This is a genomic window from Homoserinimonas sp. OAct 916 (assembly GCF_003260275.1).
In the GTDB taxonomy this organism is placed as follows: Bacteria; Actinomycetota; Actinomycetes; order Actinomycetales; family Microbacteriaceae; genus OACT-916.
This window is the reverse complement of record NZ_QJHB01000002.1, coordinates 61201-83200: the sequence shown is the minus strand read 5'-3', so window position 1 is coordinate 83200 and position 22000 is coordinate 61201. Positions and strand designations below refer to the sequence as shown.

Annotated in this window: 20 protein-coding genes; 18 read left to right on the top strand and 2 right to left on the bottom strand. The window is 64.3% G+C overall.

Going from position 1 to position 22000, the window contains the following annotated elements:
- Positions 1-4: 4 nt before the first annotated feature.
- From DL891_RS02765 to leuA, 6 genes are all read left to right on the top strand, one after another.
- Positions 5-358: an HIT domain-containing protein gene (locus tag DL891_RS02765; RefSeq protein WP_111718906.1), complete on the top strand. Its 354-nt coding sequence runs from the start codon at positions 5-7 to the stop codon at positions 356-358.
- A gap of 49 nt (positions 359-407) precedes the next feature.
- Entirely contained in the window at positions 408-1382 is a 975-nt protein-coding gene (locus DL891_RS02760; RefSeq protein WP_111718905.1) for a PhoH family protein, read from the top strand.
- Positions 1383-1481: 99 nt separating this feature from the next.
- Positions 1482-1955: an rRNA maturation RNase YbeY gene (gene ybeY / locus DL891_RS02755; protein ID WP_111718904.1), complete on the top strand. Its 474-nt coding sequence runs from the start codon at positions 1482-1484 to the stop codon at positions 1953-1955.
- Positions 1952-3244: a hemolysin family protein gene (locus tag DL891_RS02750; RefSeq protein ID WP_111718903.1), complete on the top strand. Its 1293-nt coding sequence runs from the start codon at positions 1952-1954 to the stop codon at positions 3242-3244. The genes ybeY and DL891_RS02750 overlap by 4 nt, the downstream gene beginning before the upstream one ends.
- On the top strand, positions 3241-4176 hold the full coding sequence (era, locus tag DL891_RS02745; RefSeq protein ID WP_111718902.1) for a GTPase Era: 936 nt from the start codon (positions 3241-3243) through the stop codon (positions 4174-4176). The genes DL891_RS02750 and era overlap by 4 nt, the downstream gene beginning before the upstream one ends.
- Before the next feature lie 192 nt (positions 4177-4368).
- Positions 4369-6135, top strand: coding sequence for a 2-isopropylmalate synthase (gene leuA, locus DL891_RS02740; RefSeq protein WP_111718901.1), 1767 nt, complete (start codon positions 4369-4371; stop codon positions 6133-6135).
- Here leuA and DL891_RS02735 read toward each other — a convergent pair.
- Positions 6124-6891 carry an SDR family oxidoreductase gene (locus DL891_RS02735; protein ID WP_111718900.1) on the bottom strand — a complete coding sequence of 256 codons (768 nt, stop codon included), beginning with the start codon at positions 6889-6891 and terminating at the stop codon, positions 6124-6126. The two genes, leuA and DL891_RS02735, sit on opposite strands and share 12 nt — an antisense overlap.
- A 131-nt stretch (positions 6892-7022) precedes the next feature.
- On the opposite strand from DL891_RS02735, the gene recO reads away from it, so the two are divergent.
- From recO to DL891_RS02720, 3 genes are read left to right on the top strand one after another with little or no spacing between them, the layout of a single operon-like run.
- Positions 7023-7760: a DNA repair protein RecO gene (recO, locus tag DL891_RS02730; protein ID WP_111718899.1), complete on the top strand. Its 738-nt coding sequence runs from the start codon at positions 7023-7025 to the stop codon at positions 7758-7760.
- Positions 7757-8560, top strand: a complete 804-nt coding sequence (locus DL891_RS02725; protein ID WP_111718898.1) for an isoprenyl transferase — start codon at positions 7757-7759, stop codon at positions 8558-8560. Before recO ends, DL891_RS02725 begins: the two co-directional genes overlap by 4 nt.
- A gap of 40 nt (positions 8561-8600) precedes the next feature.
- Positions 8601-9287 (top strand): DsbA family protein, encoded by a 687-nt coding sequence (locus tag DL891_RS02720; protein ID WP_111718897.1) that lies wholly within the window; start codon positions 8601-8603, stop codon positions 9285-9287.
- Between the two features lie 78 nt (positions 9288-9365).
- Here DL891_RS02720 and DL891_RS02715 read toward each other — a convergent pair whose 3' ends face one another.
- Positions 9366-9893 carry an aminoacyl-tRNA deacylase gene (locus DL891_RS02715; RefSeq protein ID WP_111718896.1) on the bottom strand — a complete coding sequence of 176 codons (528 nt, stop codon included), beginning with the start codon at positions 9891-9893 and terminating at the stop codon, positions 9366-9368.
- Between the two features lie 65 nt (positions 9894-9958).
- On the opposite strand from DL891_RS02715, the gene dusB reads away from it, so the two are divergent.
- From dusB to DL891_RS02670, 9 genes are all read left to right on the top strand, one after another.
- Positions 9959-11122 (top strand): tRNA dihydrouridine synthase DusB, encoded by a 1164-nt coding sequence (gene dusB / locus DL891_RS02710; protein WP_111718895.1) that lies wholly within the window; start codon positions 9959-9961, stop codon positions 11120-11122.
- A gap of 19 nt (positions 11123-11141) precedes the next feature.
- The gene (locus tag DL891_RS02705; RefSeq protein WP_198668761.1) at positions 11142-12416 is read left to right on the top strand and encodes a deoxyguanosinetriphosphate triphosphohydrolase; all 1275 of its coding nucleotides are present in this window, start codon (positions 11142-11144) and stop codon (positions 12414-12416) included.
- A 4-nt stretch (positions 12417-12420) separates the two neighbouring features.
- A complete protein-coding gene (gene dnaG, locus DL891_RS02700; protein ID WP_111718893.1) occupies positions 12421-14310 on the top strand; it encodes a DNA primase in 1890 nt (629 codons plus the stop codon).
- 182 nt (positions 14311-14492) lie between these two features.
- Entirely contained in the window at positions 14493-16151 is a 1659-nt protein-coding gene (locus tag DL891_RS02695) for an ABC transporter substrate-binding protein (protein WP_111718892.1), read from the top strand.
- A 101-nt stretch (positions 16152-16252) separates the two neighbouring features.
- Positions 16253-17347: an ABC transporter permease gene (locus tag DL891_RS02690; protein WP_111718891.1), complete on the top strand. Its 1095-nt coding sequence runs from the start codon at positions 16253-16255 to the stop codon at positions 17345-17347.
- Between the two features lies 1 nt (position 17348).
- Entirely contained in the window at positions 17349-18401 is a 1053-nt protein-coding gene (locus tag DL891_RS02685) for an ABC transporter permease (RefSeq protein WP_111718890.1), read from the top strand.
- Positions 18398-20134, top strand: a complete 1737-nt coding sequence (locus DL891_RS02680; protein WP_111718889.1) for an ABC transporter ATP-binding protein — start codon at positions 18398-18400, stop codon at positions 20132-20134. The genes DL891_RS02685 and DL891_RS02680 overlap by 4 nt, the downstream gene beginning before the upstream one ends.
- Before the next feature lie 15 nt (positions 20135-20149).
- Positions 20150-20992, top strand: a complete 843-nt coding sequence (locus tag DL891_RS02675) for an ATP-binding cassette domain-containing protein (protein WP_111718888.1) — start codon at positions 20150-20152, stop codon at positions 20990-20992.
- 32 nt (positions 20993-21024) lie between these two features.
- Entirely contained in the window at positions 21025-21996 is a 972-nt protein-coding gene (locus DL891_RS02670) for a D-isomer specific 2-hydroxyacid dehydrogenase family protein (protein WP_232818975.1), read from the top strand.
- The last annotated feature ends 4 nt before the right edge of the window (positions 21997-22000 follow it).

Here is a 22000-nt window from a genome sequence, read left to right as displayed (position 1 = left end):
AGCCATGAGCCAGTCCGAACCCAGCATCTTCACCCGAATCATCGACCGGGAGATTCCGGCCGATATCGTCTTCGAGGACGACCTGTTCATCGCGTTCACCGACATCGCGCCCAAGGCGCCCATCCATATTGTGCTCGTGCCGAAGACGTCCGAATACGCCGACGTCGTGCAACTTGCTTCCGGAGACCCCGAACTTTTGGCGCAGATGATTGCCCGCGCATCCACGATCGCCCACCAGGTTTCAGACGGGCAGTTCCGCCTCGTGTTCAACACCGGCGCCGGGGCCGGCCAGACCATTTTTCACGTGCACGGCCACATCATGAGCGGCGAAATGACAGAAGGTTCACTTGGGCGTTAGCGACCGTATTAACGAGCAGCAGCCACCACGGCCGGGTGCCTCCTTCACCATGCGGGTCGACGGCGTCGCCATGGTGCAACTTCTGGGCACACAGGATCGCCTGCTGAAGGCCGTCGAAGACCAATTTCCCTTGGTCGACGTGGCAGTCAGAAGCAATGAGATCACCCTGACCACGGGCAATACGGCAGAAGACCGCAGTCAGCTCGAGTCGGCCAAGAAACTGGTTGAGGATCTCGTACACATGGTGCGCAAAGGAATGCCGATCGGGGAGCGCGAGGTGAAGCAGTCAGCGGGGATGATTCGCGCCGGCGACAACTCCGGGCTCGCCGACGTGCTCAGCCCCGCCATCATCTCGGCCCGCGGTAAGAGCGTCCGACCGAAGACCCTTGGGCAGAAGACGTATGTCGACGCCATCGACGAGAACACGATCGTGTTCGGAATCGGCCCTGCGGGCACGGGAAAGACCTACCTGGCGATGGCCAAGGCGGTTCAGGCACTGCAGCGCAAAGAGGTCAACCGCATCATCCTGACGCGCCCGGCGGTTGAGGCCGGCGAGCGACTCGGCTACCTGCCCGGCAGTCTCAGCGAGAAGATCGACCCCTACCTCCGACCACTCTTCGACGCGCTGAACGAGATGATGGACCCAGAACTGGTGCCCAAACTGTTGACAACAGGGGTCGTCGAGGTCGCGCCCCTGGCCTACATGCGGGGCCGCACCCTGAACGATGCGTTCATCGTGCTCGACGAGGCTCAGAACACGACGCCGGAACAGATGAAGATGTTCCTGACCCGACTCGGCTTCGGCTCGAAGATCGTCGTCACCGGAGACGTGACCCAGATCGACCTTCCCGCCGGCTCGAGCGGGCTGAACCTGGTCACCCGGGTGCTGCGCGACATCGACGACATCCACTTCGCCACACTCACCAGTGCAGATGTGGTGCGCCACACCCTGGTCGGCCGCATCGTCGACGCCTACACCGAATACGACGCCGTTCGGCAGGCGGCCAGGCGCCCTGCCGAGTAAGAACGCGCTCCGGAGGCCTTCGGGCGTGGTGGCCACCGCTAAAATGGCGTCAGGCCGGTGCCACGCCGGTCGACGAAACCAGGGACGATTCCACGCACCATGAGCATTGAGATCAATAACGAGTCGGCGATCAGCGTCGATGAGAACGTTCTGCAGCGATTGGCGACGTATGCGCTCGACGTGCTGCACGTGCACCCAGACGCCGACCTGGCGATCCTGATGGTCGACGAGGCGGCGATGGAACAACTGCATGTGCAATGGATGGACGAGCCCGGCCCGACCGACGTGCTCAGTTTTCCGATGGACGAGTTGCGCCCGGGAACCGAGGATTCGCCGACCGCCGCCGGTCTGCTGGGCGACATCGTGCTCTGCCCGCAGGTGGCAGAGGGCCAGGCCGAAACGGCCGGGCACCCACTCATCGACGAATTGCTCATGCTGACCACCCACGGCCTGCTGCACCTGCTCGGTTTCGACCACGCGAACAGTGCCGACGAGCGCGAGATGTTCGGGATCCAACGGGACATTCTGGTCGGATTCTCGATGAGCGAACGTGGCGGCCCCGGCACCCGATGAATTGGCTCTTTCTGGCTGCCGCGGTACTGCTCGTCGCCCTGGGCGGGGTGCTGGCCTCGGCCGACTCGGCGTTGTCGATGGTCTCCCGTGCCGATCTGCTGGAACTCGCGACCAAATCGCGGGCCTCGCGATCCCTCAGGGCGATTGCTGCCGACATCGGTGCTCACATCAACGTGGTCAACTTTGTACGTATCCTTGCAGAGACCTCAGCCGCGGTGCTCGTGACAATCGTGCTCGCCTTCAACATCGAGCAACTCTGGCTGGCACTCGTGCTGGCCGCCCTGATAATGGCGGCGGTGTCGTTCGTGCTGGTCGGCTCCAGTCCGCGCAGTGTGGGCAGGGTGCACACCACGAGGGTCATCCTGTCCACCGCGTGGTTGGTGCACGTGTTGCGAGTCGTGCTCGGCCCGATCGCCAGCGGGTTGGTTGCCATGGGCGACAAGGTCACCCCCGGCCGGCCCCGCAGCCGCGTCTTCTCCTCCGAGGAGCAACTGCTGAGCATGGTCGATGAGGCCACCGAACTTGATGTCATCGAAGAAGACGACCGTGAACTCATCCACTCCATCTTCGAATTCGGTGAAACGGTGGTGCGTGAGGTGATGATTCCGCGCACCGACATGCTCACCATCGATGACGATGCCACGGTGGGCACTGCGATGGGGCTCTTCCTCAGCAAGGGCATCTCCCGTATGCCGGTCGTAGCCGAGGATGTCGACGAGATCGCCGGAATCCTCTACCTGCGCGACGTGGCCCAGTTCGCGCACGAACGAGGGATCGGGTCTGATGATGCGCCAGTGCGGCGGCTGGCACGCCCTGCGGTGTTCGTACCGGAGTCGAAGAAGGCGGATGCCACGCTTCGGCAGATGCAACTCGACTCGATCCATCTCGCCATGGTCGTCGACGAATACGGCGGGATCGCCGGGTTGGTCACGTTGGAGGACTTGATCGAAGAACTGGTCGGCGACATCTCAGACGAGTACGACCGGGCGGTCGTTCAGGTCGAAGAGCTGGCCGAGGGCAGGTTTCGGATCAGCGCGCGGCTACCAGTGGACGAGTTGGGAGAGCTGTTCGGGCTCGAACTCGACGACGACGACGTCGACTCGGCGGGCGGGCTGTTGGCCAAACAACTCGGGCGGCTGCCGCAACCCGGCCAGACCGTGACCGTGCACGGGCTACGCCTCAAGGCAGAACGGGTCGAGGGCCGGCGAAAGAGAATCACCACCATTGTGGTCGAACGTGCTGAGCCGATTGCGGAGGGCACCGACGAACAGACGAAGGGAACACCATGACCGAGGACGACCAGCACACAGAACAGCGAACCGCCGGCGTGAAAGCATATCGGGCGGGTTTCGTTTCTTTCGTCGGTCGGCCGAACGTCGGCAAATCGACGCTGACGAACGCCCTGGTCGGTGAGAAGGTGGCCATCACCAGCTCGAAGCCGCAGACCACCCGGCGGGCCATCCGCGGCATGGTGCATCGTGACCACGGGCAGTTGATCCTGGTCGACACCCCGGGTATCCACCGACCACGCACCCTGCTGGGGGAAAGGCTGAATGCCTTGGTCGAATCGACCCTCGGCGATGTGGACGTGATCGGATTGTGCCTGCCGGCCACCGAGGCAATCGGGCCGGGCGACCGGTTCATCAACGAGCAACTGGATCACTATCCCCGGGCAAAGAAGGTCGCGATCGTCACAAAGATCGACCAGGCGCGCAAGCCGGCCGTGGCAGCCCAGTTGATGGCCGTGCAGGAGATGAGACAGTGGGATCTCATCATCCCGGTGTCGGCGGTCGAAGGCATCCAACTCGACACTCTCACTGACGAACTCATCAAACTGGTGCCATTGTCACCCGCGCCGCTGTACCCGGAAGATGCCCGAACCGATGAGACGATGGAAGAGCGCATCGCGGAACTCATCCGAGAGGCGACATTGGAGGGCGTGCACGAAGAACTGCCTCATTCGGTCGCCGTGTTGGTCGAGGACATGATCGAACGCGAAGGCGAAGACCTGCTCGAGATCTATGCGAGCGTGTTCGTCGAACGTGATAGCCAGAAAGGCATCATCATCGGCAAGGCGGGCAGCCGATTGAAAGAGGTCGGCATCGCTGCGAGGGCAGAGATCGAACCCCTTCTCGGTCGCCGCGTATTCCTTTCGCTGCGGGTGAAAGTGGCCAAGGAATGGCAGCGCGATGCCAAACAGTTGGGCCGACTGGGGTTCTGACCCACCGGAAATCTCGACCGCGCAGCCGGTCGGCAAAGAACGGTGCTACTCTAAAACTGTGTTGCACGGTCTGCTCCTCCTTAGCTGCCGCGACGAGTCCTAACCAAGGCCTCCCTCGTCGCGGAGTTCTTCGTTGGCCGACCAGACCGTATCTTTCGGCCCACAAGGCTATGTTGAGGAGCACCAAGGATCATGCGCAATAATCAAAAACCGTCGGCGATGCCCATCCACCGGTACCAGCCGTATCACCAGCAGTTCCAGGTCGATCTGCCCGACCGAAGCTGGCCAGACAAACACATCGAGGTTGCCCCGCGCTGGTGCGCCGTCGACCTGCGTGACGGCAATCAGGCCCTCATCGACCCGATGAGCCCGGAGCGCAAGCGCGTCATGTTCGACCTGCTCGTCAAGATGGGCTACAAAGAGATCGAGGTCGGCTTTCCGTCGGCCAGCCAGATCGACTTCGACTTCGTGCGCAGCCTCATCGAAGACGACGCGATCCCCGACGACGTCACCATCCAAGTGCTCACCCAGTCCAGGGAACACCTGATCAAGCGCACCTACGAGTCGTTGATCGGCGCGAAGAGCGCCATCGTGCACCTGTACAACTCCACCAGTGTGCTGCAGCGCGATGTGGTGTTTCGCAAAGACAGGCAGGGCATCATCGATATCGCCCTCGAAGGCGCCCGCCTGTGCCGGTCATTCGAACCCCTGGTCGCCGGCACCGAGATCTACTACGAATACTCGCCCGAGAGCTACACCGGCACCGAACTTGATTTCGCCGTCGACATCTGCAATCAGGTGATCGAGGTGTTCGAGGCCACGCCCGACCGCAAGGTGATCATCAACCTGCCGGCCACGGTCGAGATGGCCACCCCGAACGTTTACGCCGACTCCATCGAATGGATGTCACGTCACCTGGTTCCGCGGGAGAACGTGATCATCTCCCTGCACCCGCACAACGACCGCGGCACCGCGGTGGCAGCGGCCGAACTCGGTTACCAGGCCGGCGCCGACCGCATCGAAGGCTGCCTGTTCGGGCACGGGGAGCGCACGGGCAACGTCGACCTGGTGGCGTTGGGAATCAACCTGTTCACCCAGGGCATCGACCCACAGATCGATTTCTCGAACATCGACGAGGTGCGCCGTACCATCGAGTACTGCACCCAGATGGAGGTTCCGGCGCGCAGCCCGTGGGCCGGTGATCTGGTCTACACCGCCTTCAGCGGCTCGCACCAGGATGCCATCAAGAAGGGCTTCGAGGCGATGGATGCAGAAGCCGAGGCGCACGGCGTCACGGTGAACGACCTGGTCTGGGCAGTGCCGTACCTGCCGGTCGACCCGAAAGATCTCGGCCGCGACTACGAGGCGATCATCCGGGTCAATTCGCAATCGGGCAAGGGCGGGGTGGCCTACCTGCTGAAGGAGAACCACTCCCTGGACCTGCCGAGAAAGCTGCAGATCGAGTTCAGCCAGGTGGTGCAGGGGCGTACAGAAGCCGCTGGCGGCGAACTCACCAGTGACCAGATCTGGGACATCTTTCGAGACGAATACCTGCCAGCGGGTGAAGTGGACTCCAAGTGGGGCCGGTTCGAATTGACCCGCACCAGCTCGTCCAGTGACATGAGCGGCAGCGTCCACCTGCAGGTCGAACTGCGCGACGGCGAGCTCACCCTGCCGTGCGACGGCACCGGTAACGGGCCGGTTGCTGCGTTCCTCAGCATTCTCGAGGGCCGCGGTGTGAAGGCGGAACTCTACGAGTACAGCGAGCACGCGATGAGCGCGAGTGGCGACGCACTGGCCGCCGCATACGTGGAGATCAATTCAGACGGCACCACCCTGTGGGGGGTCGGGATCGACGCCGACATTTCAACAGCGTCGCTGAAGGCGGTCATCTCAGCGGTGAACCGAGCCGTACGCGCCCAGGATCGCACACCGGTGGCAGCGGCCTCAGCCGGTTGAACCGGGGGTACCGGCGCGGCGGGCGATGAACTGTTCGAACGTGCCGGTGCCGTAGGGGTTGTCCGGGCACAGGTGGTCTCCGACCCGGAACGCGGTGATCGCCCTGCCGCGAAGCGGGAGCCGAACGACCCGTCGGCGGCTGCCGGATGAGGCGAGGTACAGCTCGGCGAGCTCGCGAATCGTGCGAACCCGAGGACCGCCGATGTCAGGGACGCGGCCCGCCGGTGGGTCGAGAGCGATTTCGGCCAATCGCTCGGCAACTTCGGCCACCTCGATCGACTGCACACGGATGTCGGGGATGAACAACACCGGCCAGTAGTGTTGCGCGCTGAAGATCGAGTAGACCAGATTGTGGAACTGGGTGGCGCGCAGGATGGTGTGGGGGAGCCCGGATTCTTCGATCAGCCGCTCCACCTGGAACTTGGTGCGGTAGTAACCGAAAGGAATGCGGTCGACACCGACGATCGAGATGTAGACGAGGTGGGCCACTCCGGTGCGCGTGGCGGCCGCGATCAGGTTCTCGGCCGCCAGGGAGTCACCGGCACCGGTGGCGCAATGGATGATCGTATCGACCGATTCCACGGCCGCGTCGAGCCCCACGTTCTTCTTCAGATCTCCGACCAGCCAGTGGGAGGGCTCATCATCGACGTGCGCAGAACGGCTCAACAGACGAAAATCCTGCTTCTGCTCGACCAGGACGCGCCGCACCTCGCGCCCCAGGGTTCCGGTTGCGCCGGTGACCAGAATCGATTTCATCAGGCTCCTTCTCGCTTCGGCACGTCACCCGCCGCAGCACACCACTGATCCCAGCATCCACCGACGGGCACGCGAACGCCAGAGCGGCCCGTCGTCAGCTGGGCCGGGCCCGGGTGCGCGATACTGGAGGGGTGCCCGTGTACCGTGATGAAGGCGTTGTGCTCCGAACCCAGAAGCTGGGCGAAGCCGACCGTATCGTCACCGTTCTCACCAAGCAGCGCGGCAAGGTGCGGGCGGTCGCGAAGGGCGTGCGTCGCACCGCTTCGAAGTTCGGTTCACGGTTGGAACCCTTCATGGTCGCCGACTTGCAGCTGTATGAGGGTCGCAGCCTCGACACGATCGTTCAGGCCGAGTCGTTGGGGGCGTACGGGGCGCAGATCGTCTCGGATTACGCCAGTTACACTGCGGCCAGTGTGATGGCCGAAACCGCCGAAAGGCTGACCGAGTCGGAACCTTCAGAGCAGCAGTACCTGCTTCTGGTCGGTGCCCTCCGGTCTCTGGCCAGGAAGGAGCACGGTTCGGGCCTGACGCTCGACTCGTACCTGCTGCGGTCACTCTCGATCGCCGGTTGGGCCCCGAGCTTCAACGACTGTTCCCGCTGTGGGGCCGAGGGACCACACCGGTCGCTGGTGGTGCAATTGGGTGGTGTCGTGTGCGCCGACTGCGCGCCGACCGGGTCGCCGAAGCTGCCGGCAGACACGATCACTCTTCTGTCCGCATTGTTGACCGGGGATTGGGCGTACGCGGATGACACCGACGAGCGCCAACGGTCCAGGGCCAGCGGCGTCGTTGCGGCCTACACGCAATGGCACTTGGAACGTGGCCTGAGATCGCTGCACCTCGTGGCGCGCTCCGAGGGCACGTCATGAGCCCCAAGCCCTTCACCCACGACGACGCAGAAGCCTACCGCCCGCTGGACTGGACAGGTCTGTACCCGCCGAAGCTTCCAGCGGCCGCTGTTCCCGATCATGTGGCCATCGTCATGGACGGCAACGGCCGCTGGGCCAACCAGCGCGGCCTCACCCGCGTCGAGGGGCACCGCGCCGGGGAGGCCTCCCTGCTGGATGTGGTCGCCGGGGCCATTCAGATCGGGGTGAAACACCTGTCGGTCTACGCCTTCTCCACCGAGAACTGGCGCCGGTCACCCGATGAGGTGCGGTTTCTGATGGGCTTCAACCGGGATGTGCTGCACCGCCGCCGGGACCAGCTCAATGAGTGGGGCGTTCGGGTGCGGTGGGCCGGGCGCAAACCGAGGCTGTGGACATCCGTGATCAAGGAACTGCAGTTCGCCGAGTCCTTGACCCGCGACAACGACGTGCTCACCCTCACCATGTGCGTGAACTACGGGGGGCGCACCGAGATTGCCGACGGTGTGCGCCGGATCGCCGACGATGTCGCGCAGGGCCGGCTGAAGCCATCGCAGGTGACCGAGAAGTCGCTGCACAAGTACCTGTATCGGCCCGATATGCCCGACGTGGACCTGTTCGTGCGCAGTTCGGGGGAGCAGCGCACCAGCAATTTTCTGTTGTGGCAGAGCGCATATGCCGAGATGGTGTTTCTCGACACGCTCTGGCCCGACTTCACCCGGGTCGACCTGTGGCGGGCCGTCTCCACCTATGCGCAGCGCAACCGTCGGTTCGGCGGCGCGACCGACACGCCCAAATCCTGACCCAAGGAATATCGGCGGCGACCACCTGGTTGGCCGAGGTATGAACAGTGCTCTCAAAGACACAGGTGTCAAAGCCACGGCCATCAAAGTAGACATTTGGTCGGATATCGCCTGCCCGTGGTGTTACATCGGCAAGCGCAGGTTCGAGGCGGGGGTGGCCTCCTTCGACGGCGACGTCGACGTCGAGTACCACTCGTACGAACTCACCCCCGACGCGCCCGTCGACTTCGTCGGCACCGTGACCGACTACCTGGCCGAGAAGAAGGGAATGTCGACCGAGCAGGTCACCGCCATGTTCCAGGCCGTGATCGAGATCGCGGCCGGCGAAGGGCTTCACTACGACTACGAATCGGTCACGCACACGAACACGGTGAAGGCGCACCAGGTGTTGCACCTCGCGAAGGCGCACGGGGTGCAGACAGAACTGCAGGAGCGGTTGTTCCAGGCCTACTTCGAGCAGGGCGCCCATGTCGGCCACGACGATGTTCTCGCCGATCTTGCCGCCGATGTCGGCCTCGACCGTGCGGAGGTGTTGCGCTCACTCGCGGAGAACGAGTACCTGGCCGCTGTGCGCGCCGACCAGGCACGCGCCCGCGAGTACGGAATCCAGACGGTGCCGTTCTTCGTCCTCGACGGCAAGTACGGGATTTCCGGCGCGCAGGAGGCGGCGACGTTCACCCAGGCGTTGAACCAGGTGGTGGCCGACCGTGAGACGGCAACCGCATGAGCCCGACTCCTGCCGGCACTGAACCCATCGATCTCGCCGATTCCATCGAAGCGGCGGCAACCGCGCCGACGCCAGGCGTCAGTGGTGGGAGAGCGGCTCGGTGATGTCGGCCACCGTCGCTTCGAAGGACGAGAGCAGCGGCTCGGCATCGACGAATGCGCTGTATCCGTGCTCGCCCGCCCCGATCGAGATTCGTCCGAGAATGCGGGAATCGGCATACACCGGCCAGGGGGTGCTGCTTCCGAGCGGCGTGATCGTGCCGCGTTCGTATCCGGTGGCCGCCAATGCCTCGGCCGGGTCGGGAAACGCAAGTCTGTTCACCTGCACCAGTTTTCGGAGCCGCGGCCAGGAGACCTGCCGATCGCCAGGGACCAGGGCGAACAAATAGGCAGCTGAAACCGGCCCGTCGGCCAAGACGCGGGCCTTTCTCTGCCGAATGATGAGGGTCTTCACGATCTCGGCCGGCTGGATGCCCAGCAGCGTCGCAGCCTCGGCCAATGAGGCTGCGGGCGCACGAGAGACGATGTCAAGAGCGAGGCCTCGGCGTCGGGCATCGGCCAGCACCCGTTGCAGCCCGACTGCTCCCGTCGCGCCGTTCGTCTGCATCTTGCCTCCCAATAGCGGTCTACCGCGCTCAACCCGGCCCCAACATCTGGGAGAATTGAACTGATATGTCTTCCACAGCCACAATAAGCCCCCCCAAACTGGCCATCGGCCCGATCGCACTCGAGGTTCCGGTCGTGCTTGCCCCGATGGCGGGCATCACCAATACCGCCTTCCGGCTGCTCTGCCGCGAGTACGGTGCCGGCCTCTACGTCAGCGAGATGATCACCTCACGTGCCCTGGTCGAACGCACCCGGGAGTCGCTGCGGCTGATCACCCACCACCCGAGCGAGAAGACGCGCTCCATCCAGCTGTATGGGGTCGACCCCGAGACGGTCTCGGAGGCGGTCACCATGCTGGTCGCCGAAGACCGCGCCGACCACATCGACTTGAACTTCGGCTGCCCGGTGCCCAAAGTCACCCGCAAGGGTGGCGGTGCAGCGCTGCCCTGGAAGCGCGACCTGTTCCGGCAGATCGTCGAGGCGGCGGTGAGAGCGGCCGGACCGCTCCCCCTGACGGTGAAGATGCGCACGGGCATCGACTCGGATCACCTCACCTACCTCGAGGCGGCGAAAGCGGCCGAAGGAGCCGGTGTGGCCGCTATCGCGTTGCACGCGCGCACCGCATCGGAGTTCTACTCCGGTCAGGCAGACTGGTCGGCCATCGGGAAACTCAAACAAGCGATCACCTCGGTTCCGATTCTCGGTAACGGCGACATCTGGTCGGCCGACGATGCTCTGCGCATGATGGCGACAACCGGCTGCGACGGGGTGGTCGTCGGGCGCGGCTGTCTGGGGCGCCCGTGGCTGTTCGGCGATCTCGCAGCGGCGTTCCAGCCGGGTTCGGTTCGCGTCAAGGCCGAGCCGACGCTGGGCCAGGTTGCGGCTGCCTTCAGGCGCCATGCCGAACTGCTGGCCGAGTTCTTCGAAAGCGAGGATCACGGCTGCCGTGATATTCGCAAGCATGTCGCCTGGTACTTCAAGGGCTATTCGGTCGGCGGCAACCTACGGTCCAGGCTGGCGACGGTGGAGACCCTCAGCCAACTCGACGACCTCTTGGCGACACTCGACTGGGACCAGCCCTATCCGGGCATCGAGGCGGAGGGCCCGCGGGGGCGTGCAGGTTCACCGAAACGCACAGCGTTGCCAGACGGCTGGCTCGCCTCACGCGAGCTGGTTGCTGCCGAGCGAACGAATCTGACAGAGACGGAGCACGATACCAGTGGCGGTTGACGCGGCACTCGATCGGGCGGTGCCGGGCGCCACCTACAGTGCGTTCGATGAAGAGCGGGCGTTCCCGGAACAGCACAACTCCAGACGCAGCCACTTTGCACGCGACCGGGCGCGCCTGCTGCATTCCAGCGCCTTGCGCCGGCTGGCAGCGAAGACCCAGGTGCTGAGCCCCATGATCGGTGTTGATTTTGCCCGCAACCGGCTCACCCACTCCCTCGAAGTGGCACAGGTCGGCCGCGAGCTGGCCACCAGCCTCGGCCTCGACCCCGACATCGTCGACACCGCCTGCCTCGCCCACGACATCGGGCATCCGCCGTTCGGGCACAACGGGGAGCGTGCGCTGAACGCCTGGGCTGACCAGATCGGCGGATTCGAGGGAAACGCCCAGACCCTCCGGGTGCTCACCAGACTAGAACCGAAGGTGATCGGCCCCGATGGGCACCCCTACGGGTTGAACCTGACCCGGGCCACCCTCGACGCCAGCTGCAAATACCCGTGGCCGGCATCCCACGCCGTGGACGACCCCAGCGGCCGGGCCAAATTCGGCTTCTACGACGACGATGTGGCCGCATTCGAATGGATGCGGCGCGAGGCCCCTCCCCGCAAGTTGTGCGTCGAAGCCCAGGTGATGGACCTGTCCGACGACATCGCGTACTCGGTGCACGACTTCGAAGACGCCGTCTTCGGCGGCTACATCGACGTGGCAGCCCTCGGCAGCAGAGTCGACCATGACGAGCTCGTCTCCAGCATGTACGAGTGGATCGGCGGAGAGTTCGATCACGATGAACTGATTCAGGCATTCGACCGGCTCGACAGCCTTCCGGTGTGGCAGGACTCGTGGGATGGAAGTCGGCGCGACCAGTCGCGGTTGAAGAACCTCACCAGCCAGCTCATCGGCCGTTTCGCCGGCGCGGCGACCGCGGCAACCCGCGAAGCGTCCGAGGTGCAGCGGCTCAACCGGTTCGGCGCCGATGTCGTCGTACCGAGGGAGATCCTCGCCGAGATCAACGTGCTCAAAGGAATCGTCGCCGCGTTCGTGATGTCTCGTAACACGAGGCAGCCGATCTACCACCGGCAGCGTGAGGTTCTGACCGAACTGGCAGACGAGTTGCTCGCACACGACGGGGAACGGCTCGACGCCGGGTTCAGCGAGGATTGGCATGCGGCCACCGACGATGACACCAAACGGCGGGTGATCGTCGATCAGGTGGCCAGCCTGACGGATCAGTCGGCGCTTGCCTGGCACCGCAACCTGGTCGAGGACGGCCGCACCGACGGCGCAGACCTAGGATGAGACCATGGCCGGGTTGATTCGACAAGCAGACATCGAAGAGGTCAAGGCACGAACGAACATCGGTGACATCCTCGGCGAGTATGTGACGCTGAAATCGGCCGGAGTCGGCTCGCTCAAGGGCCTCTGCCCGTTTCATGATGAACGCAGCCCCAGTTTTCACGTGCGCCCCCAGGTCGGCTTCTACCACTGCTTCGGCTGCGGTGAATCCGGAGACGTGTACTCGTTCCTCCAGAAGATGGACCACGTCACGTTCGCTGAATCGGTGGAAAGACTCGCAGCCCGTCTCGGCTACGAACTGCACTATGAAGACGGGGCCTCCGGCGCCGGGCAGACGAGTAACCGTGCCCGTGTGCTGGCCGCCAACCAATTGGCCGCCGAGTTCTTCCAGAGTCAACTCGGAACGCCCGGCGCTGACGTCGGGCGCCGGTTCCTGGGCGAGCGTGGCTTCGACGCCCAGGCCGCCGGGCGGTTCGGGGTGGGGTTCGCCCCCCAGGGCTGGGACGGCCTCACGCTGCACATGCGCGGTCACGGCTACAGCGACGAGGAGTTGGTCGTCAGCGGGCTCGTCTCCGCAGGAAACCGGGGCGTCTACGACCGGTTTCGCGGGCGGCTGGTCTGGCCGATCCGCGACGTCACCGGCCAGACGATCGGCTTCGGGGCCCGCAAACTGCTCGAGGATGACAAGGGACCGAAATATCTGAACACCCCCGAGACGCCGGTCTATCACAAGTCACAGGTGCTCTACGGCCTCGACCTGGCCAAGCGTGAGATCTCGCGCAGCCGGCGGGTCGTGGTGGTCGAGGGCTATACCGACGTGATGGCCTGCCACCTGGCCGGGGTTACCACCGCGGTGGCGACCTGTGGCACGGCGTTCGGAGTCGACCACATCAAGATTCTGCGCCGCATCCTCGGCGACGACACCGGCCTCGGAGAGGTGATCTTCACCTTTGACCCGGATGCCGCCGGTGAGAAGGCCGCGATGCGAGCGTTCACCGAAGAACGTCGTTTCACCGCGCAGACCTACGTCGCTGTGGCGCCCGACGGGCTGGACCCCTGCGATCTTCGATTGAAACGCGGCGACGAGGCCGTGCAACGAATGATCGATGGCAAGAAACCGATGTTCGAGTTCGTCATGCGTCAGATCCTGGCGCGATTCAACCTCGACACGGTCGAAGGCAGGGTGGGCGCCCTTCGCCAGGCAGCCCCTGTGGTTTCGGAGATCCGTGATCCTGCCCTGCGCCCCGGGTACACCCGAGAGTTGGCCCGCATGCTCGGCATGGAACTTGGAGAGGTCAGCCGCGCAGTCAGCCAGGCCGGACGAACCGGCACCCTACCGGCATCCGGTGGCGCTCGCACGGGACGAGGCGAGACTGGCGACCCGGCAGAACAATGGAACGACGGCGAGCCCATCCCGGCGCCCGGGGTCGTCGGGCTGATGCAACTGCCCACCGACGCCGCGACCCGGCTCGAGCGCGACGGGTTGATGGCGATGCTGCAGTACGCCCCGCTGATCGGACGCGACCTGGTCGACCGGGCCGCCCGCACCGGCTTCTTCCACCCCGACCTGGCCACCGTCCGTGACGGGATCGCGGCGAGCATCGACGCCTTCGATTCGCCGGAGTGGATCACGCGGGTCATCGACGCGGTTCCCGAGACGCACCGTGACCTGGTGAAGCAATTGAGTGTGGCACCGGTTCCCGAGCGTGCAGAGCGGGAGATGACCCTGTACGTGCGGGATGTGACGGCCGGATTGGTCGACCGGCACCTTGTGCAGCAGAAGTCCGACTTGTTGGGCAGGCTGCAACGGGTTGGCAGTGACGACCGAGATGAGTTCAACCGAGTGCAGCGTGCCCTGGTCGACGTGGAGATCGAACGTCGGGCGTTACGCGTCTGACCCGCCGGTTCCCCAAGAGTTGAGGGAGACCTCATTTGTTTCGATTTCATTCCATTCGTCTCTGTGGCCCCTCTAGGTGTCTCAAACATGGCACGGTGAGGATCAATAAGTTTGCTCGTCCTGCGCCGTTCCTGTGCGCCCGAGAGCATTTCACACGTGATGAAGAATGGAGAAAGACGGACATGACGTCTTCTTTGAACAAGGGCACGCGTTGGTTGGCTGTCACAGCCACGTTCGCGGTCGCCGGAATGGTCCTGGCCGGTTGCGCTTCCGGCGGCTCAAGTACCGGATCGTCGCAGCAGCCCGGGGCCTCGAGCGGCACCAGCGACACCATCCTGATCGGCACCACCGACAAGGTGACCCTGCTCGACCCAGCAGGCTCCTACGACAACGGATCGTTTGCGGTGATGAACCAGATCTTCCCGTTCCTCATGAACTCCCCGTACGGTACCGCTGACGTCGAGCCCGACATCGCCGTCTCCGCCGAATTCACGAAACCGACCGAGTACACGGTGAAGCTGAAGGAGGGCCTGAAGTTTGCCAACGGCAACGACCTGACGTCATCTGACGTCAAGTTCTCGTTCGACCGTCAGGTCAAGATCGCCGACGTCAACGGCCCGTCCTCACTGCTCTACAACCTGGAGAGTGTCGCCGCCCCGGATGACACCACGGTGGTGTTCACCCTCAAGGAGGGCAACGACCAGATCTGGCCGCAGATTCTGTCCAGCCCGGCTGGCCCCATCGTCGACGAGCAGGTCTTCGCGGCCGATGCGGTCACACCTGACAGCGAGATCATCGACGGCAAACCGTACGCCGGCCAGTACGTGATCACCAGCTACGACTTCAACAACCTGATCTCGTACCAGGCGAACCCGGACTATCAGGGCATTCTGCCGGCTGCACGCACCCCGAACATCAACGTGAAGTACTACGCCGAGGCCTCCAACCTGAAGCTCGACGTGCAGGAGAACAACATCGACGTCGCGTGGCGCAGCCTCTCGGCGACCGACATCGACAGCCTGCGCTCGAATGACAAGGTCAAGGTCGTCGACGGCCCCGGTGGCGAGATCCGCTACATCGTGTTCAACTTCAACACGCAGCCCTACGGTGCCACCACAGCAGTGGCCGACCCGGCGAAGGCTCTGGCCGTGCGCCAGGCCCTGGCCGACCTGCTCGACCGCGCCGCGATCTCCGATCAGGTCTACAAGGGCACCTACACCCCGTTGTACTCCTACGTCGCCGCCGGCATCACCGGTGCCAACGAGGCCTTGAAGCCGCTCTACGGCGACGGAAACGGTGGGCCAGACGCGGCCAAGGCCGAGAAGACGTTGAAGGATGCCGGGGTCACCGTTCCAGTGAAGCTCAGCCTGCAGTACAACCCCGACCACTACGGGCCATCGTCAGGCGACGAGTACGGAATGATCAAGGACCAGCTGGAAACCAACGGGCTGTTCGCCATCAACCTGCAGTCCACGGAGTGGGTGCAGTACTCGAAGGATCGTTCCGCCGACGTGTACCCTGCCTACCAGCTCGGCTGGTTCCCGGACTACTCCGACGCTGACACGTACCTGACGCCGTTCTTCCTGAAGGACAACTTCCTCGCCAACCACTACGACAACCCGACGGTCAATGACATGATCCTGAAGCAGGCGGTCACGGTTGACAAGGCAGAGCGCATGAAGCTGATCGGGGAGATCCAGGACGCGGTCGCCAAAGACCTGTCCACGGTTCCCTACCTGCAGGGATCGCAGATCGCGGTCGTCGCTTCTGATATCTCCGGGACCCAAGACACCCTGGATGGCGCGTTCAAGTTCCGATACGGCGCCTTGACCAAGGGCTGAACCCGGTAGATTGAGTAAGATTTACTAACCATGGAGAAAGGGCGGCCCGTCCTGTCGGGTCGCCCTTTCTTCTTTGATTCCTCTCGTCGCGATAGGTGATTATGACAGCCGATACAGTCGTCGCCGGTAGGCCCTCACCCGGGGTCGGAACGGCGAAGAAGAAGGACAAGAAGGAATCGGGGCTGCTGCGCTACCTGGTGGTGCGTTTTCTCCTGATCATCCCGACCATCTTCATCCTGGTCACCATGGTCTTCATCCTGATGCGGACGACCGGCGACCCGATCACGGCCGCCCTCGGCGGCCGACTGTCGGCCGATCAGCTGGCGGAGCGGGTCGCAGCCGCCGGGTACGATCGACCGCTGTTCGTGCAGTACCTCGAATACCTCGGAAACATCATCAGGGGTGACTTCGGCACCACGATCAGTGACAACCGGGCGGTGTCCCAGGTGCTGCTCACGTACGGCGCCGCCACGCTCGAATTGGCCTTCTACGCCCTGATCGTCGCCTTCATCGTCGGCATCCCGCTCGGGATGATCGCCGCGTACTACCGCGACAAGGGCCAGGACGCCTCCTTGCGTGTCATGGCGATCCTGTTCTACGCCACACCGGTGTTCTTCGCCGGGTTGCTCATGAAACTGATCTTCTCGGTCTGGCTGGGTTGGCTTCCCACCAACGGCCGAGCCTCCACCCGATCAGATCTCCTGTTACAGGCGTTACCGGACAAGGTCGGCATCTACGTGATAGACGCGCTGAGACTCGGAAACCCGCAAGTGATCGGTGACGTGCTCGTACACGCGATCCTTCCGGCGATCACCCTCGGGCTGCTCACCGCCGGCATCTTCCTGCGTCTGGTTCGGGCGAACGTGATCGGCACCCTCTCACTCGACTACGTGGAGTCGGCCCGATCCCGGGGTGTGAGCGAGTTCCGTCTGGTGCGCAAACACGCCTACCGGCCGGCACTGATCCCGATCATCACCGTGATCGGCCTGCAGATCGCGCTGCTTCTGGGCGGCGCGGTGCTGACCGAGACCACATTCGAATGGAAGGGACTCGGCTTTCAACTGGTGCAGTACCTGCAGGCCAGGGACTTCGTCGCGGTGCAGGGAATCGTCATCCTGCTCGCCATCATCGTGGCGATTACCAACTTCGTGGTCGACATCATCGCGGCCCTGATCGACCCGAGGGTGAGGTACTGACATGGCGCGCACCATTGGCAACCGCAAGCTGAGCCTGTGGGACAGGCTCCCTCTGATCAGCCACTTCCGGCAGAGTGTCGGCTGGCAGCGGGGCATGCTCACCGGCGGTCTCGTCATCACCGGGATCTTTCTGGTGACCGCAGCGCTGGCGCCCTGGTTGGCGCCGTTCGGATTCGCCCAGCTGCGCGACGCGAACGGTCTGTTCGGCTCCCAGGTGCCGCCGAACAGCAAACACATCTGGGGCACCACAGTCGGTGGTTACGATGTGTTCTCGAGGGTGATCTGGGGTACCCAGACCGCGGTGTCGGTGATCGTGGTCGCGGTTCTGCTCTCCATCTTCGCGGGAGTCCTGCTGGGGCTGGTGTCAGGCTATTTCGGGGGCTGGCTCGACCGGATCATGGTGGTGGTCGCTGACGCGATCTACGCCTTCCCCTCCCTGTTGCTGGCGATCGTGATGTCGATCGTGATCTCGGGCGGACAGTCCAGCCTGTGGGGCGGCATCCTGGCTGCAGCCATCTCCATCACCGTTGTCTTCATTCCGCAATATTTCCGGGTGATCCGCGCCGAGACCGTTCGGATGAAATCAGAGGCCTTCGTCGAGTCTGCGAAAGTGATCGGGGCCAGCAACGCACGCATCATGTTCCGGCACGTGCTCCGCAACTCGATGCGTACCCTGCCGCTGATCTTCACGTTGAACGCGTCCGAGGCCATCCTGACGTTGGCGGGGCTGGGCTTCCTCGGTTTCGGAATCGAGCCGACTGCTGCGGCGGAATGGGGCTACGACCTCAACAAGGCGCTTTCTGATGTGACCAGCGGGATCTGGTGGACCTCCCTGTTTCCGGGTGCGGCGATCGTCTTCGTGGTGCTCGGCATCACCCTGGTCGGTGAGAGCTTGAACGAATTGGGCGATCCTCGTCTCCGAGGTCGGAAATCCGTCGAGGCGGCCTCGGGGGCGATGACCGAAACCTCTGTGATCCAGACGGTGACGGCTCCGGCCCACAGCGGGGATCCAGCGATCGAGATAGACGGCAACCAAGGTTGGAGCGACCGATGATCGACGTCATCAAGCCGGGCGACGACGACGCAGTGGTCAGGATCAAAGACCTGACCGTCTCGTTCGCAACCGACGCCGGCGCTGTCAAGGCGGTCGACGGGGTGAGCCTCGAGGTTCGGCGAGGCGAGGTGCTTGCGATCGTCGGCGAGTCTGGCAGCGGCAAGACCGTCACCGCGAAGACCATCCTCGGCCTGCTGCCCGACACTGCGACGGCCCAGGGCGCCATCATCCTGACCTCGAAGGACCGCGGAAGCTCCACCGACGTGATCACCCTGTCAAAGAGGCAGTTGCGCAAGGTGCGGGGCAGCGATGTGGCCATGGTGTTCCAAGAGCCGTCGAGTGCGCTCAACCCGGTCTACACCGTCGGCTGGCAGATTATCGAGGGCTTGAACGCGCACGGCCATTACTCACGTCGTGAGGCGAGGGCGAAGGCGATCGACATCTTGGGGCGGGTGGGAATCCCCGACCCGGAGGCGCGGATCGACTACTATCCGCACCAGTTCTCCGGAGGCCAGAAGCAGCGAATCATCATCGCCATGGCGCTGGTGCTGGACCCGGGGCTGATCGTCGCCGATGAGCCGACTACCGCCCTGGATGTCACGGTGCAGGCTGAGATTCTCGACCTGTTGCGCGCCTGCCGCGACGAGTTCGGCACCGCCATCGTGTTGATCACCCACAACATGGGTGTGGTCGCCGACCTGGCCGACCGTGTGGCGGTCATGTATCAGGGAAAGCTGATCGAGCAGGCCGACGCGGTCACTCTGTTCACCCATCCGACCCAGGATTACACGAAGCGACTCCTTGCCGCAGTGCCGCACGTCGGGCAGAGTGCGTTGAAAACGGTCGATCGTGCCCAGAACCGGCCTGCCGATTGGGACGACGTGGCACCGCTGGTGGTCGCTGACGAACTGCGCATTGAATATCCTGGCCGTCTGGGGCGACCCGGTTTCGTGGCCGTCGACGGCATCAGCTTCAGCATCCGCCCCGGGGAGGTTCTCGGACTGGTGGGGGAGTCGGGTAGCGGAAAAACGACCACCGGTCGCGCCATCGCGGGTCTGACCCGGGTGACCGGAGGGTCGCTCAACGTTCTGGGCATGGAGATGCGCGGCGTGCGGGAGCGCCAGTTCAAGAAGATCCGGTCCCAGATCGGTTTCGTCTTCCAAGACCCGGGCACCAGCTTCAACCCGCTCTTGACCATCGCGGAATGTGTCGCCGAGCCGCTGGTCGTGCACGGTCGCGCCCACGATCGCTCGGCGGCCAGGTCGCGGGTCGACGAGCTGCTGGAGGCCGTGCAACTGCCGAAGGCCTACGGCGACCGATTCCCGCACGAGCTCAGCGGCGGGCAACGACAACGGGCGTCATTGGCCAGGTCGCTGGCGCTGGACCCCAAACTGCTCATCGCCGACGAGCCCACGTCGGCGCTCGACGTGTCAGTGCAGGCGAAAGTTCTCGAGCTGTTCTCCGAGCTTCAGGCCCAATTCGGCTTCGCCGCCTTGTTCATCAGCCACGACCTGGCGGTGGTCGACATCCTGGCTGACAAGATCGCAGTGCTCTGGAAGGGCAAGCTGGTCGAGGAGGGCACGGGAGCCGAGGTATTGGGTGCCCCGCAGCATCCATACACCCAGCGTCTGTTGGCCTCGCTTCCGGTGCCGAACCCCGAGTTGCAGGCGACGCGTCGGGCCGCGCTGCATGTGCTGCAGGCCCAGGACGCCGCACTCGCCCTTGACGCCTAGGAGGACGGTCGATAGATGAAAGACCCTGCCCAGTCCGCTCTCGTTCGCACCAGCGATCTCAGTATCGGTTACGCTGCGCACGGGCCGAGCCCCGCCCATGTTGCCATCAGCGGCCTGACGCTGACGATCCGATCTGGTGAAGTTCTCGGCGTGATCGGCGACGCCGGCAGTGGCAAGAGCACTCTCGCCCGGGTGCTGGGTGGCCGCTCGGCAATCGCGGGCCGCAGCGGAGTTCGGCCGCGGATCGTCGGCGGGCAGGCCTGGGTTCTCGGCTCACCGTTACGCCATCTGGGTCGCCGGCGGCTGCGCGCGGTTCGTCAAAGGGTCGGCTACCTGGCACAAGATGACAATCAGTCGTTGCCTCCCGACTTCACAGCCGGCCAGATCATCGCGATGCCGATCTACATCCATGACCGCAAGGCCGCAGTGCGAGCCACTGAACTCGCGGTCGCCACGCTCCTGGACGCCGTTGAATTGCCACTGCGGGTGATCGACATGTACCCATACGAGCTCTCGAAGGGCCAGCGGCAGCGGGTGGCGATCGCGCGCTCCTTGGTTCTGGATCCACCTCTGCTGATCGCAGACGAACCCACAGCAGGCATCGACCCGTCGGCTCGGGACGCGGTGGCCCGGCTGATCTCGACGGCACGCAGCGATACGGGGCGGTCATCGATGATCATCAGTAATGATCTGGCCCTACTCGGGCGTTTGGCGACCAAGGTGGCCGTGCTGCATGAAGGGCTGCTCGTCGGCTACGGGAAGTTGGACGAGGTGTTGCGCGACCGGCGGCATCCGTACATCGAGAAGATGGCCGCCCACCACGCCGTCGACGACGCCCACACCCGCTCGCGCCTGTGAGCGGCTCGGGGCCCACTGCTCGACACACGGCGGTGCTCGCGACTGAAGCCTCGGAGATTCCCGCCGACCGCAGGCCGGAGCCCGGCGAGGTGGCCATCTTGCCATCGGCGCCTGACGACATGGTCTCGGCGGTGAGGGCCGGCGGAGGGATCGTGGGAGCACTCGGCGCGGCGACCCGCGGTATTGTCTGGCTGTCCTATGAGCGGGCGGGTGACCTGGCCCAGATTCTTCGAACGAACCCGCAGGTGGGTTGGGTACAACTGCCGTGGGCCGGGGTGGATGGTTTCGCGGCGACGCTGGCAAGTGATGAACTGCCCGACCGCCTGTTCACAAGCGCCAAGGGTGCCTACGCGCAACCGGTTGCCGAACACGCACTCACCCTCAGCCTCGCGTTGTTGCGGGAGATCCCGAACCGGGTACGAGCAACCAGGTGGACAGGGGAGAAGGCGGGCCGGTCCCTGTACCGGGCGAACGTGGTGATCATCGGCGCCGGGGGTATCGCCCGCGAGTTGATCTCGTTGCTTGCACCCTTCTCGGCCGAGATCACGGTCGTGCGCCGGAGTGTCGAAAACGTTCCCGGCGCAGCCCGAGTCGTTCGGTCAGAACAAATGTGCGAAGTGTTGCCGGAGGCCGATCTCGTTGTCCTGGCGGCCGCCCTGACCGCGGGCACCCGACACCTCGTGGGGGAAAAGGAGCTGGCTCTGATGAAGCCGACGGCCTACCTGGTGAACATTGCCCGCGGGGCGCTGGTCGACACGGCTGCCCTGACCGACGCGCTGGCCGACGGCCAATTGGCCGGGGCAGCTCTCGACGTGACAGACCCAGAGCCGCTACCAGATGGGCATCCCCTGTGGGCGGAGCCGCGTTGCCTGATCACGCCGCATTCGGCGGACACCCCGGAAATGACCGAGCCGCTCCTGGCCGAGAGGATCCGGCAGAACGTGCAGGCGTTCACCGGCCACGGCCGGTTCGTGGGAGTGGTCGATCGCAGCCTCGGGTACTGACGCC

Excerpts from the sequence above, each read along its gene's own strand:
- DL891_RS02685 (WP_111718890.1), top strand. The coding sequence starts at position 17,349 with ATGGCGCGCACCATTGGCAACCGCAAGCTGAGCCTGTGGGACAGGCTC.
- DL891_RS02715 (WP_111718896.1), bottom strand. The coding sequence starts at position 9,893 with ATGCAGACGAACGGCGCGACGGGAGCAGTCGGGCTGCAACGGGTGCTG.
- DL891_RS02760 (WP_111718905.1), top strand. The coding sequence starts at position 408 with ATGCGGGTCGACGGCGTCGCCATGGTGCAACTTCTGGGCACACAGGAT.
- DL891_RS02720 (WP_111718897.1), top strand. The coding sequence starts at position 8,601 with ATGAACAGTGCTCTCAAAGACACAGGTGTCAAAGCCACGGCCATCAAA.
- DL891_RS02750 (WP_111718903.1), top strand. The coding sequence starts at position 1,952 with ATGAATTGGCTCTTTCTGGCTGCCGCGGTACTGCTCGTCGCCCTGGGC.
- DL891_RS02735 (WP_111718900.1), bottom strand. The coding sequence starts at position 6,891 with ATGAAATCGATTCTGGTCACCGGCGCAACCGGAACCCTGGGGCGCGAG.
- dusB (WP_111718895.1), top strand. The coding sequence starts at position 9,959 with ATGTCTTCCACAGCCACAATAAGCCCCCCCAAACTGGCCATCGGCCCG.
- DL891_RS02725 (WP_111718898.1), top strand. The coding sequence starts at position 7,757 with ATGAGCCCCAAGCCCTTCACCCACGACGACGCAGAAGCCTACCGCCCG.
- DL891_RS02675 (WP_111718888.1), top strand. The coding sequence starts at position 20,150 with ATGAAAGACCCTGCCCAGTCCGCTCTCGTTCGCACCAGCGATCTCAGT.
- DL891_RS02680 (WP_111718889.1), top strand. The coding sequence starts at position 18,398 with ATGATCGACGTCATCAAGCCGGGCGACGACGACGCAGTGGTCAGGATC.
- era (WP_111718902.1), top strand. The coding sequence starts at position 3,241 with ATGACCGAGGACGACCAGCACACAGAACAGCGAACCGCCGGCGTGAAA.
- DL891_RS02695 (WP_111718892.1), top strand. The coding sequence starts at position 14,493 with ATGACGTCTTCTTTGAACAAGGGCACGCGTTGGTTGGCTGTCACAGCC.
- DL891_RS02690 (WP_111718891.1), top strand. The coding sequence starts at position 16,253 with ATGACAGCCGATACAGTCGTCGCCGGTAGGCCCTCACCCGGGGTCGGA.
- ybeY (WP_111718904.1), top strand. The coding sequence starts at position 1,482 with ATGAGCATTGAGATCAATAACGAGTCGGCGATCAGCGTCGATGAGAAC.
- DL891_RS02765 (WP_111718906.1), top strand. The coding sequence starts at position 5 with ATGAGCCAGTCCGAACCCAGCATCTTCACCCGAATCATCGACCGGGAG.
- leuA (WP_111718901.1), top strand. The coding sequence starts at position 4,369 with ATGCGCAATAATCAAAAACCGTCGGCGATGCCCATCCACCGGTACCAG.
- dnaG (WP_111718893.1), top strand. The coding sequence starts at position 12,421 with ATGGCCGGGTTGATTCGACAAGCAGACATCGAAGAGGTCAAGGCACGA.